The following is an 11,860-nucleotide window of genomic DNA, read 5'->3' on the forward strand; positions in this document are numbered from 1 at the left end:
CCCTCCCCCTCATCCTGAGGTGCCGCAGCGAAGCGGAGGCCTCGAAGGAGGGCTCCGGTGTATCGCGCGATCCCTGGAGCCCTCCTTCGAGGCTGCTGCGCAGCATCTCAGGATGAGGGGGTTGGGTGGGATGAGCCGGCTCAGGCCGCCGGCCAGCCTTCCCCCTTCGCGAGCCTGCGCGCCGAAAATCCCCCGCCCGGAAACACCGCGGCCACACCCGGCCGCTTCAGGCGCAGATCCCACACCCGCAACTCGGCATAGCGCAAGCCCCAGTTCCGGCCGTCGCCGGAGCGGGTGAGGAAGCAGCGCTCGAACGCCAGCAACTGCGTCGGCATCGGCGGATGCGGGCCGGCGCTCGTGTCGATGTCGAGGGCGAGGCTGTCCTGCCGGCCCGCCTCGAAGGCGCGCAGCGTATTGAGCAGCGCGTCGTATTCGAGGCCATCGACGCAGAGCTGGAGGCAGACCCGCGGGGCGAACTCCGCCGCGGGATCGATGGGCACATGACGCTCCAACGTCAGCGAGAAGCGCCCGCCCTCAATGTCGGGCAGGGTCAGGATATGGTCCTCGGCCACGCCATCGAGCGCCCGCAGGCGGTCCGGCTCGATCGGCGAGGGGGCGGCCTCGCGGCCCTCGGCGCGGCCGTCGTTGCGGAAATGGACCAGCGGGTTGACGCCCGCGGCGACCACGTCGGGATAGCGGGCGAGATAGAGGCTGGTGCTGAAGGCCGGGCTCGGATCGAGGCCCTTGGCGGCGCCCTCGCGCAGGTAGTGGCGCACCGGATCGAGCCGCGTCTTGCCGCTCTGGCGGCGGTAGAAGGCGGTGTCGAAATCCGCGTTCGGGTTGCGATCTTTTCGCGCGCCGAGCCAGACGTAATGCAGGAACGGGTCGAGGCCGCTCCTAGCCACGCCCGGATTGCCGGCGCGGTAATAGGCGGCGTCGAACAGGCGCGGCACGCGGCCGTGAATCGCGCGGCGCAGCAGGCCGGAGACGAGGGCGACAAGGCGGTTCATGCGACGACCTGCGCCTCGCACAACTCGCGGATCGCGGCGCGGAACGCGTGCGGGTCGCACTCCGCGCGGATGCGGGCGAGGCCGTTCTCGCGCACCGTCCGCCACAACCCGGCGTCCTCGTGCAGGCGGATCAGCGCCGCGGCGAACGCCTCCGGATCGCGCCAGTCGCGGGCGAGCAGGCCGGTGCCGTCGGGCCAGCCGAGCTGTTCCGACAAGATCGGCGTGGCGAGGCAGGGCAGGCCGTGGGCGACCGCCTCGTGGACCTTGTGCGGGATGCCCGCGGCGAAGCGGGTCGGCGCCAGGAAGACGCGGGCAGCGTCGAGATGGGGCTCGGTGCGCGGCACCCGGCCGGTGATGCGGACGCCCTCGCGGGCAAACCGCGCCCGGATGGTATCGGCGATCTCGCCGACCACCGTCAGCGTCGCCTCGGGCAAGGCGGCCCGCACGCGCGGCCAAGCGTTCTCGAAGAACCAGTCGAGGGAATCGACGTTGGGCTGGCCCTCGCGGCCGAGCGCGCCGACGAAGACGAAGCCGGCGCGCTCGGCAAATTCCGGGCTCGGCGCCTCGGGCAGCGCCAGCGCGTGGCCGAGCACCGCGACATTGCAGGCACTGTACCGCGCCAGCACCCGCGCCTCGGCGGGCGAGACGCAGACCACCGCGTCGGCGAGGCTGAGGCGGCGCGATTCCCGCTCCGCCTGCCACGCGAGGTCGGCGGCGACCGCGCTGCCGCCGGTGGCGGCTTCGGTGACGAAGTCGCGTAAGGAGAACAGGGCTTCGGAATCGAAGATCACCCGCGATCGGACGAAGCCGCGCGGGTCGAGGCCGAGTGCGTCGAGCGCCTGGAGCACGAACAGGATGTTGTGCGGGCGGCTGACCCAGAGCACGTCGAAATGGTTGCGCCGCTCGGTGATGAGCCGGCTGAAACCCTCGTCGCCGCTGGCGTGACAGATCTCGATGCGCTCGTCGAGGTCGCGGTAGCGCTGCGCCTCCTCCGCATCCGCCCCGTAATTCGGGAAGAAGGTCACACTGTACCCCAGCCCCGCCATGGCGTTGAGGATGGCGTTGGCCCGCGGCAGGCCGGCGCCGAGATCGAGATGGGGCACCCGGTCATCGACGTAGAGCACCCGCAGCCGCCATGGGTCGTGGTCGAGGGTGGCACCCGCCCGCGGCTGTGGGCCTTGCGAGAAGAGGTTCTCGCGGTGGCGGTCGAGGAAGAGGGCGCGGTTGCGGTCGAGCAGCGCCTCCACCTCCTCGCGCTTGGCGCTGGTGGCGTTCTCGTAGTGGATCGCGGTCGCCCGCGGCTGCACCAGCACCCGCCGCCCAGCCTGATGGCAGCGCAGGCAGAGATCGGTGTCCTCGTAATAGGCCGGGGCGAACAGCGGATCGAACCCGCCGAGATGCTGGAACAACGCCCGCTCGATCATCAGCACGGCGCCGGAGACGTAGCCGACGTCACGCGTCGCGGCGTGTTCGGGGGCGAGCGGATCGGGGTCGCCGCGGCCGTGCGGATGGGTGAGGCCGGCATCGTCGCGAAAGCCCGCGCCGGATTCCTGCAAGTACCCGCCGGGGAAGACGAGGCGGGCGCCGACGATGCCGATGTCGGCGTGATCCCGGAACGCCGCCGCCATGGCGGCCATGGCGCCGGGCATGAGATCGACATCGGGGTTGAGGAACAGCAGGAACCGCCCCCGCGCGCGTTCCGCACCCGCGTTGCAGGCCGGGCCGAAGCCGGTGTTCTCGGCATTCTCGATCAGCGTCACGCCGTCGAGGCGGGGGTAGAGGCTGCGGGTCTCGGGGCCCGAGGCGTTGTCGACGAGGATGACCTCGAAGGTGACACCGGCCAGCATCTGCCCGGCGCAGAGCCGGTAGAGCGTGAGCGCCAGGAGATGGCGGGCGTCGCGCGCCACGATCACCACCGACACGTCCGGCGCGGGCTCGGGCCGGAAGGCGAGGCGCACGCCGTTGCGGTGGATCGCCTCCCAGATCAGCGCGGCCTCGGCGAGCGCCGCGCGGCGGCCGAGGCCGGGATCGACGGTGTCGAGGCGGGGAACGGCGGGGGTGTCGCTCACGACGCCTCCAGGGCAATGCGGCCGATGCCGTCATCGGTGAGCAGGAGGATTCTTTTTGCGGCTGGCGTCGCCGTGCCGCGGAGGCTCAGGCTCACCGGGACCGGGGCCGGCAGGCGGCCGGTGCGGTCGGCGTATCTGCCGACGGGGCGGAGTTGCAGCGGGGTGACGCGCTCCAGACGTAGTTCGGTGGCTGCGCCCTCCCCGATCAGGAAGGCGGCGGTGGGGTGCGCGCCGGAGGCCAGCACGCCGGGCAGCAGGGTCGCGAGTTCGATCCGGTCGCCGGCCCGGCCGACGACCCGGCCCACCGCCTCCCAATCTGCCGCCATGTCGGCGAAGGCCAGGGCGAGGGCCGTGCGGGCGGCAGGCGGCAGCGCGCGGGTGCGCACCCACTCGGGCGAGAGCGCGACATCGAGGGGGCCGAGGCGCGGCACCGGGCCGTCCGCGTCGGACACCCGCGCGAACCAGCGCTGCCGCTCGGGGGCGTAGGCGGCGGCGCTGCCGTCGCCGGGCCGGCGCTCGGTGGCGACGAGGATGCCGAGATCGGGGTCGGTGGTGGGCAACGAGCGGGGGGAATGCTCGGCGGTGATCGCGAGGCCGCCGCCGGTGAGGACGATGGGCTCCCCGCTGTTCGCGTGCGCGCGGGTCCCCTCCCCCTTGCGGGGAGGGGTAGGGGTGGGGGTCGGGCAGGATGAGACAGCGGCGGTGCCTTCTGCACCACCCCCACCTCCTCCCTCCTCCCCGCAAGGGGGAGGAGAGGCGCCCGACCCATCCTCGCGTGCGAAGCTCGACGCCGTTTCCCGCGTGCGGGGAGAGGGGATGAAGCGGCCCTCTTCGTGGAATCGCAGCAGCCCGATCAGCTCGGCCTCCGCCGCTTCCGCCACCGTCGCGTAACGCGCGAACAGCCGCGCGCTCGCCGCCGTCAGCTCCGCCAACGCCGCGCGATCCCCCACCACCGCCAGCACCGCCGCCTTCACGGCCTCCGTGTCGGGGCAGCGATGGGCCGGGTGATCCGGCTCGAAGCCTTCGAGGCCGATCTCGGTGCCGATCACCGGGCGACCGTAGGCGAGCGCCTCGCCGACCTTCATCTTCAGGCCGGAGCCCATCAGCATCGGTGCCACGACGAGGTCGGCCTGCGCGTAGAAATCCGCCAGCCGGTCGAGATAGCCGAGCAGCCGCACGCCCGGCCGCTCGACGCCCGCGAGGCTGCGGCAGATCTCGCCCGCGATGACGAGTTCGGGCCGGTCCGGCGTCCAGTCCGCGCCCCAGGCGCGGGCGAAGCGGCCGATGGAGAAAAGATTCGGATCGTTGCCGTGGCCGAGGAAGCCGATGCGGGCGACGCGCTCGGGCACCGCGAAGGGCCGCTGCGCCGGAAACAGCGGCGGCAGCAGCAGGACGCGGGCGAATGCGATGTCGGCGAAGTGGCGCGCCTCCGCCGCCTGGATCGCCAGCACGACGTCGGCGCGGGCGAGGCCCGCCGCCTCGCCGGCCGCGTCGGTGTAGAAGAAGTTCGGCTCGGCGCGGAAGGGCCGGTACTGGGTCTGGCGGTCGGCGAAGCGGTCGTGGGTGTCGATGAGCTTCAGCACGCCCAGCGGCACCCGCTCCAGCGCGGCCGAGAGGAAGACGTAGTTGACGAGTGCCGCGCGGGTCTCGGGGTATTGCGAAAAATACCACGCGACGAACTCGCCGGCTTCCGGCGGGCACCATTCGTCGATGCCGAAACAGGGTGCGCGCGTCTTGAGCGGGACGACGCCCCGCGGCTCGATCAGGAAGACGTTCCGGAACGCCTCGCCCATTGCAGAAAAGTCTGTCGGCGGGTGCTGGCCGAAGCGGCGATAGACCTGATCCTCGTGGGCCAGATAGGCGAGATCGACGGCGAACCCGCCGCGCGCCAGCGCCTCGCAGGTGGCGACCAGCCGGCGGCGGTTGCCGGCGCTCGCGGGCGCGGCGGGCATCGGGGCGAGGACGAGGATGGCGGGTTCACGCGCCATCAGGCGGCCCGGACGTGGAGCGGCACGAAGCCGTGGGCGTGGAGGGCGACGGCTCCCTGCACGCCCTCCGGGGCCGCGCCCCAGAGCGGTTCGAGGGCGAGGGCGACGCGGGCGCCGCCGGCGAAGCGCAGCCGCCCGGTCGCGACGCGGGCGCAAGACCAGCCGGCGGCGGTTCGGATCAGCAGGGCGTGCGGGATGGCGGTGCCGGTGAGGGTATAGCCGGGCCCCTCGGGTATCAGCGCGGGCGCGTCGTCGGCGGGGGCGAGGGCGAGGGCGGCCAGCGCCGGCTCGATCAGGGCGAACAGGCCGGCGAGCGCGGAGAGGCCGCTCGGGCCGGCCGAGAGCAGGGCGCGGGCGAGCAGCAGGCGCTCGGCCTCGCTCAGGGCGCCGGAGGCGGGCTCGGGGCGGATCGGGATATCGCGGAAATGGGTGGCGAGGGTGAGGTCGCCGCCGGGCATGCCTTCGAGCGCGAGCAGGCCGACGGGGCCGCCCGCCGCGCCCTCTTCCAGGCCGGAGAAGGCCCAGGTGGCAAGCGTCACGCCCGCGGGCGCCGCGATGCCGATGGGGATCGGCAGGGCGGGCGGCAGGGGGAAGCGGAGCACGGCGGTGTCGTGCGAGCCGGCGAAGAGCCGGCCCGGCGTCGGATCGGGGCTCATGGGGTGCGCGGACATCGTTCCACCCGCGCCCTCATCCTGAGGCGGCGGCGCGCAGCGTCGCCCTCGAAGGAGGGCTCCAGGGATCGCGCGGCTGGCTGGAGCCCTCCTTCGAGGCTGCTGCGCAGCACCTCAGGATGAGAGGGTTGGGTCGGATGAAGCGGTGCCTGCATCAGCCCCGTGCGTCCGCGAGCGCCTGGAGGATGCGCGCCCAGGAGCGGGTGCCCTTGTGGAAACTCGACAGCTCGTACTTCTCGTTGGGCGAGTGGATGCGGTCGTCGTCGAGGCCGAAGCCGATCAGCAGGGTGTCGAGGCCGAGCAAGCGCTTGAAGTCGCCGACGATCGGGATCGAGCCGCCGGCCCCCACGGCCACCGCCTCGCGGCCCCATTCCTCGGCGAGCGCCCGCTTGGCGGCGTCGAGCTGCGGCATGTCGTAGGGGAGCGCCACGGCGCGCGAGCCCTTGTAGCAGATGATCTCGACCGAGCAGTCGGCGGGCACGCGCTCGCGCACGAAGGCCTCGAAGGTTCGGGCGAGCTTTTCCGGGTCCTGATCGTCCACGAGGCGGAACGAGACCTTGGCAGAGGCTTGGCTTGCGATGACCGTCTTGGTCCCCTCCCCCGTGTAGCCGCCGATGATGCCGTTGACGTCGCAGGCCGGGCGCGACTGGATCAGCTCGATCGGCAGCCGCCCGCGCTCGCCCGCGGGCTCCTTGAGGCCGATCGGTCCCAAAAACTTTTCCGGGGTGAGGCCGAGGCCGCGCCACTGCTCCAAGAGGTCGGCGGGCGGCTCGCGCACGCCCTCATAGAAGCCCGGCAGCGTTACCCGGCCCTCGTCGTCATGGAGCGCCGCGAGGATTTTCGAGAGCACATGGATCGGGTTGGCCGCGGCACCTCCAAAAAAACCGGAATGCAGGTCGCGGTCGGCGCAGGTCACCTTGACCTCGAAATAGGCCAGCCCCCGCAGCGAGGTGGTGATCTGCGGAGTGTCGCGGTCCCACATGCCGGTGTCGCAGACGAGCGCCACGTCGGCCTTCAACCGCTCACGGTTCTGCGCGACCCACTCCGGCACCCCTTGCGAACCGTTCTCCTCCGCACCCTCGACCAGGATGGTGACGCCGACCGGCAGGTCGCCGTTCATGGCCAGATGCGCCCGGCAGGCCTCGACGAAGGTCATCACCTGACCCTTGTCGTCGGATGCTCCGCGCGCGACGATTTTTTTGGAATCACCCGTCCCATCGAGCCGCGGCTCGAACGGGGGCGTCTGCCACAGGTTCAGCGGGTCCACCGGCTGCACGTCGTAATGGCCGTAGAACAGCACGTGCGGGGCGCCCGGCTTGGGGCGGTGCGCCAGCACGACCGGATGCAGCGACGTCTCCTCCACGCTGGTCTCGAAGCCGAGCGCGGTCAGGTTGCCTTCGAGCCACGCGGCGGCCTCGCGGCACTGGCCGGCATAGGCCGGATCGGTCGAGATCGACTCGATGCGCAGCCACGCGAACAGCCGCTCCAGCGCACCGTCGAGGTCGCGGTCGATGTCGTTGAGGACGGGATCGAGCGTCGCGGACATGGGGGCTCCGGGCGGAGGATTCTTCGGGGTGGAGCTAGCATCGCCGTGCCGTCGCGGAAAGCCTTGCATGGACACGCCAAGGGCGAGCCCACGCGGTGACGTGGCGACGGCCGCCCCGGCCAACCACCGCCGTCATTCCGGGGCGCGAAGCGAACCCGGAATCCACCCGTGATGCGACGCTGTACGGACCGTCGCGGCCAGTCGTGGATTCCGGGTTCCGCTGCGCGGCCCCGGAATGACGGGCGTTTGAGATAGAGTCCCGCCGTGCCATCGGCTCGCAACGCTTACGCGACTTTGGCCGCTGCCGAGCCCACCGATCCAACGCGATCATCCACCCCTTCGGAACGGCCGCACCTTGGAACGGTTATGGAATCAACCCGGCGGCTTCGACCCGCCCTCCCATGACGCGAACCCCCGCCACGGCTTCGAGCCCCCTCGAAGAGCGTCGCGGGGCGACGCCTCGCCACGGACACCATCATGCTCATCGACAGCGGTTCGCCCGGCGCGGTCGGGACCATCGGCATCAGCCTGACCATCAACGGCGAGCGCCGCGAGATTCAGGTGGCGCCCTGGACGACGCTCCTCGACCTCCTGCGCGAGCGCCTCGACCTCACCGGCACCAAGAAGGGCTGCGACCACGGCCAGTGCGGCGCCTGCACGGTGCTGGTCAACGGCACGCGCATCAATTCCTGCCTCGCGCTCGCCGTGATGCAGGACGGCGCCGAGATCACCACGGTCGAGGGGCTGGCGAGCCTCGCGGCGCGGGAAGGCAAGAACAGCCTTCACCCAATCCAGGAGGCCTTCGTCGAGCACGACGCCTTCCAGTGCGGCTACTGCACGCCGGGCCAGCTCTGCTCCTCGGTCGGTCTGATGAACGAGGGCCACGCCCATTCCCGCGAGGAAATCCGCGAGGCGATGAGCGGCAACATCTGCCGCTGCGGCGCCTACACCAACATCGTCGATGCCATCGAGGACGTGATGCAGCAGGGAGGCGCCCGATGAACCGCTTCGATTACGTCCGCCCCAACACAGTGGCGGAGGCGGTGCAGGCGCTCGGCGCCGATCCGCAGGCGCGCTTCATCGCGGGCGGCACCAACCTGATCGACCTGATGAAGTACGATGTCGAGCGGCCGGGCCGGCTCATCGACATCACCCGCCTGCCGCTGCGCGACATCGTGGAGCACGACGGCGGGCTTCGCATCGGCGCGCTCGTGACCAACGCGACGGTGGCCTACGATGTGCGGATCAAGGAGCGCTACCCGCTCCTGTCGAGCGCGATCCTGGCCGGGGCTTCGGCGCAGTTGCGCAACGCCGCCTCGACCGGCGGCAACCTGTTGCAGCGCACCCGCTGCTACTACTTCTACGACACGGCCACGCCCTGCAACAAGCGCGAGCCGGGCACCGGCTGCGGCGCCATCGGCGGCGTCAACCGCATCCACGCGATCCTGGGCGCCAGCGAGCACTGCATCGCCACCCACCCCTCCGACATGGCCGTGGCGCTCGCCGCCCTGGAGGCCGTGGTGCAGGTGAGCGGGCCGAACGGGGATCGCGCGATCCCGCTCGCCGAGTTCCACCGCCTGCCCGGCGACGATCCGGCCAGGGACACCAACCTCGCACCGGGTGAGATCATCGTCGCGGTCGATCTGCCGGCGAAATCTTTCGCGACCAACTTCACTTATCTGAAGCTACGTGATCGCCTTTCCTACGCCTTCGCGCTGGTCTCGGTCGCCGCCGCCCTGGAACTCGACGGCGAGACCATCCGCACCGCGCGCCTCGCGCTCGGCGGCGTCGCCCACAAGCCCTGGCGCAACACGGAGGCGGAAGGCCTGCTCCAGGGCAAGCCGGCGACCCGCGAGACTTATCAGACGGCGGCCGAGCTGATCCTGGCGGAGGCCAAGCCCCAATCGACCAACGGCTTCAAGATCGAGTTGGCGCGCCGCGCCATCGTCCGCGGCCTGGAGCAGGCCGCCGCCGGTACGCCCCAGTCCCAGTCCGACAAGCGCATCCAGTGAGGAGTCGCCCATGACCGTCCAGTTCAGCCCGGCGGCCGGCCGCGACCGCTTCGTCGGCACCCCCGTCAGCCGCGTCGACGGCCCGGCCAAGGTCACCGGCCTCGCCAAATACGCCGGCGAGTTCGCCGCGCCCGACCTCGCCTACGGCGTCGTCGTGTCGAGCGCCATCGCCAAGGGTCGCATCGAGAGCATCGACGCGGCGGCGGCCGAGGCCGTGCCCGGTGTCGTGAAGGTGATCACCCACGAGAACCGCCCGGCGACCTCGCAGAAGCCGGAGGATTATCAGGACGCGGTGGCGCCCCCCGGCGCGCCGTTCCAGGCGCTGGCGAACGACAAGATCGTGTTCTCGGGTCAGCCGGTGGCGCTCGTCGTCGCCGACGACTTCGAGACCGCGCGCTACGCCGCCTCGCTGGTGAAGGTGGAATACGAGGCCGCCGCCCCGCTCACCGACGTCGCGGCGCAGGCCGGCGCGGCCTACGATCCGCCGATGAAGCGCAACGGCATCAAGCCGCCGCCGGAGCCGTGGGGCGACGCCGCGGGCGCGCTCGATGGCGCGGAAATCCGCGTGAACGGCCAGTACCGGATGGCCGATGAGCACCACAATCCGATGGAGCCGCACGCCTCGACCGTCGTGGTCGAGAAGGACGGCACCTACACGGTCTACGACAAGATCCAGGGCGTCTCGAACACCCACGACTACATCGCCGGCGCCTTCGGCCTGAAGCCGGAGCAGGTCCGGGTGTTGAACCCCTATCTCGGCGGCGGCTTCGGCTCGGGGCTGCGCCCGCAATACCAGCTGTTCCTGGCGATGCTGGCCGCGAAGGATCTCGGCCGCTCGGTGCGGGTGACGCTGACCCGCGACCAGATGTGGTCCTTCACCTACCGCTCGGAAGCGATCCAGACCGTCTCCCTCGGGGCCGACCGCTCGGGCAAGCTTCAGGCGCTCAAGCACGACGCGGTGCAGGGCACCTCGACCTACGAGGATTACCAGGAGGTGGTCGTCAACTGGTCGGGCGTCCTCTACGATTGCGACAACGTCGCGCTGACCTACCGCATCACCCAACTCGACACGCCGACGCCGGGCGACATGCGCGCGCCGGGCGCCGTGACCGGCGTCTACGCCATCGAGACGGCGATGGACGAACTCGCCTACGCCTCGGGCCAGGACCCGGTGCAGTTGCGCCTCAAGAACTACACCGAGGGCGACCAGACCGAGGACAAGCCGTTCGGCTCCAAGGAGCTGCGCGAGGCCTTCCGCCAGGGCGCGGAGCGCTTCGGCTGGGCGAGCCGCAAGCCGGAGCCCCGCTCCATGCGCGAGGGCAGGGAACTGGTCGGCTGGGGCATGGCGACCGGCATCTGGGAATCGATGATGATGCAGTCGAGCGCCCGCGCCGTGCTCGGCGCGGACGGGCGGCTGGAGGTCGGCAACCAGACCGGCGACATCGGCACCGGCACCTACACGATCCTGACCCAGATCGCCGCCGACACGCTCGGGCTCCCGCTCGACCACGTCACGACCAAGCTCGGCGACACCACCCTGGCGCAGGCCCCCGTGGCCGGCGGCTCGTGGACCGCGGCCTCCTCCGGCACCGCCGTGATGAAGGCCTGCCGCGATATCGCCGAGCAGGCGTTCAAGCTCGCCCGCGGCATGGACAACTCGCCCCTCGCCAACGTCGATTTCGAGCGCGCCGTCTTCACCGACGGCCGGATCGAAGTCTCGGGCGATCCCTCGAAAAGCGTCGCGCTCACCGACGTGATGCGGGCGACGGGTACGGAAAAACTGGAGGCCACCGCCGAGGCCGCGCCCGACAAGGACTTCGAGGAGCAGTTCAACGCCTACACCCACTCCGCGATCTTCGCCGAGGTGAAGATCGATGAAGAACTCGGCGTCGTGCGCTGCACCCGCGTCGTCTCGGCGATCGCGGCCGGCAAGGTGCTCAACCCGAAGACGGCCCGCAGCCAGATCCTCGGCGGCGTGGTGATGGGGATCGGTTCGGCGCTCCACGAGGAATCGATGCTCGACCACCGCATCGGCCGGTTCATGAACCACAATCTCGGCGAGTACCACGTGCCGGTCCACGCCGACATTCCCGACATCGACGTGATCTTCGTCGATGAGGAGGACAAGGCGAACCCGCTCGGCGTGAAGGGGCTGGGCGAGATCGGCATCGTCGGCGTGGCCGCCGCCATCGCCAACGCGGTGTTCCACGCCACGGGCAAGCGCATCCGCCACCTGCCGATCACCATCGACAAGGTTTTGGGGGAAGGCTGAGCTTTCCGGCAGTGACGGACTCGATGCGGCCCGGGGCGCCTACGCGCTCCGGGCCGTTTCTCGTTCCGGCACTGGCCTTGCACCATGAAGGGCCGGGTGTACGAAGCGCGTCCAACGGTTTCCGATTGGTCGCCTCGTTCAGCGCGGCACTCCCCTCCCCCTTGCGGCAGGGCTATCGCATTTGGGTGATGAGGTCGGCGAGGAAGTCGTCGTCCCATCCGGCCAGTTGCCGCTTGGTGTGCAAGGAGCCCTTAGCGGTGTCCTGGCGCAGGATGGCGAGGGCCAGGCGGCG

Annotated in this window: 8 protein-coding genes; 3 read left to right on the plus strand and 5 right to left on the minus strand. The window is 71.0% G+C overall.

All coding sequences use genetic code 11. From position 1 onward, the window contains the following. Positions 1-140: 140 nt before the first annotated feature. From AAHG03_RS21305 to AAHG03_RS21325, 5 genes are all read right to left on the minus strand, one after another. A complete protein-coding gene (locus AAHG03_RS21305; RefSeq protein WP_342153015.1) occupies positions 141-1,010 on the minus strand; it encodes a hypothetical protein in 870 nt (289 codons plus the stop codon). Further along, positions 1,007-3,079 carry a glycosyltransferase gene (locus AAHG03_RS21310; RefSeq protein WP_342153016.1) on the minus strand — a complete coding sequence of 691 codons (2,073 nt, stop codon included), beginning with the start codon at positions 3,077-3,079 and terminating at the stop codon, positions 1,007-1,009. Before AAHG03_RS21310 ends, AAHG03_RS21305 begins: the two co-directional genes overlap by 4 nt. Then, positions 3,076-5,067, minus strand: a complete 1,992-nt coding sequence (locus tag AAHG03_RS21315; RefSeq protein ID WP_342153018.1) for a glycosyltransferase — start codon at positions 5,065-5,067, stop codon at positions 3,076-3,078. The genes AAHG03_RS21310 and AAHG03_RS21315 overlap by 4 nt, the downstream gene beginning before the upstream one ends. Continuing rightward, on the minus strand, positions 5,067-5,738 hold the full coding sequence (locus tag AAHG03_RS21320) for a hypothetical protein (RefSeq protein WP_342153019.1): 672 nt from the start codon (positions 5,736-5,738) through the stop codon (positions 5,067-5,069). Before AAHG03_RS21320 ends, AAHG03_RS21315 begins: the two co-directional genes overlap by 1 nt. A 154-nt stretch (positions 5,739-5,892) precedes the next feature. Beyond that, positions 5,893-7,284 (minus strand): M20/M25/M40 family metallo-hydrolase, encoded by a 1,392-nt coding sequence (locus tag AAHG03_RS21325; protein ID WP_342153021.1) that lies wholly within the window; start codon positions 7,282-7,284, stop codon positions 5,893-5,895. Between the two features lie 477 nt (positions 7,285-7,761). Here AAHG03_RS21325 and AAHG03_RS21330 point away from each other — a divergent pair, with 477 nt between their 5' ends. The 3 genes from AAHG03_RS21330 to AAHG03_RS21340 are packed head-to-tail and all read left to right on the plus strand — an operon-like array spanning position 7,762 to position 11,568. Beyond that, complete coding sequence (locus tag AAHG03_RS21330; protein ID WP_342153022.1) at positions 7,762-8,286, plus strand: (2Fe-2S)-binding protein; 525 nt, start codon at positions 7,762-7,764, stop codon at positions 8,284-8,286. Next, on the plus strand, positions 8,283-9,296 hold the full coding sequence (locus tag AAHG03_RS21335) for an FAD binding domain-containing protein (protein ID WP_342153024.1): 1,014 nt from the start codon (positions 8,283-8,285) through the stop codon (positions 9,294-9,296). The genes AAHG03_RS21330 and AAHG03_RS21335 overlap by 4 nt, the downstream gene beginning before the upstream one ends. A 10-nt stretch (positions 9,297-9,306) precedes the next feature. Further along, positions 9,307-11,568 (plus strand): xanthine dehydrogenase family protein molybdopterin-binding subunit, encoded by a 2,262-nt coding sequence (locus tag AAHG03_RS21340; protein ID WP_342153025.1) that lies wholly within the window; start codon positions 9,307-9,309, stop codon positions 11,566-11,568. The last annotated feature ends 292 nt before the right edge of the window (positions 11,569-11,860 follow it).

Source organism: Methylorubrum subtropicum (assembly GCF_038442325.1).
In the GTDB taxonomy this organism is placed as follows: Bacteria; Pseudomonadota; Alphaproteobacteria; order Rhizobiales; family Beijerinckiaceae; genus Methylobacterium; species Methylobacterium subtropicum.

Excerpts from the sequence above, each read along its gene's own strand:
- AAHG03_RS21305 (WP_342153015.1), bottom strand. The coding sequence starts at position 1,010 with ATGAACCGCCTTGTCGCCCTCGTCTCCGGCCTGCTGCGCCGCGCGATT.
- AAHG03_RS21325 (WP_342153021.1), bottom strand. The coding sequence starts at position 7,284 with ATGTCCGCGACGCTCGATCCCGTCCTCAACGACATCGACCGCGACCTC.
- AAHG03_RS21330 (WP_342153022.1), top strand. The coding sequence starts at position 7,762 with ATGCTCATCGACAGCGGTTCGCCCGGCGCGGTCGGGACCATCGGCATC.
- AAHG03_RS21320 (WP_342153019.1), bottom strand. The coding sequence starts at position 5,738 with ATGTCCGCGCACCCCATGAGCCCCGATCCGACGCCGGGCCGGCTCTTC.
- AAHG03_RS21340 (WP_342153025.1), top strand. The coding sequence starts at position 9,307 with ATGACCGTCCAGTTCAGCCCGGCGGCCGGCCGCGACCGCTTCGTCGGC.
- AAHG03_RS21315 (WP_342153018.1), bottom strand. The coding sequence starts at position 5,067 with ATGGCGCGTGAACCCGCCATCCTCGTCCTCGCCCCGATGCCCGCCGCG.
- AAHG03_RS21335 (WP_342153024.1), top strand. The coding sequence starts at position 8,283 with ATGAACCGCTTCGATTACGTCCGCCCCAACACAGTGGCGGAGGCGGTG.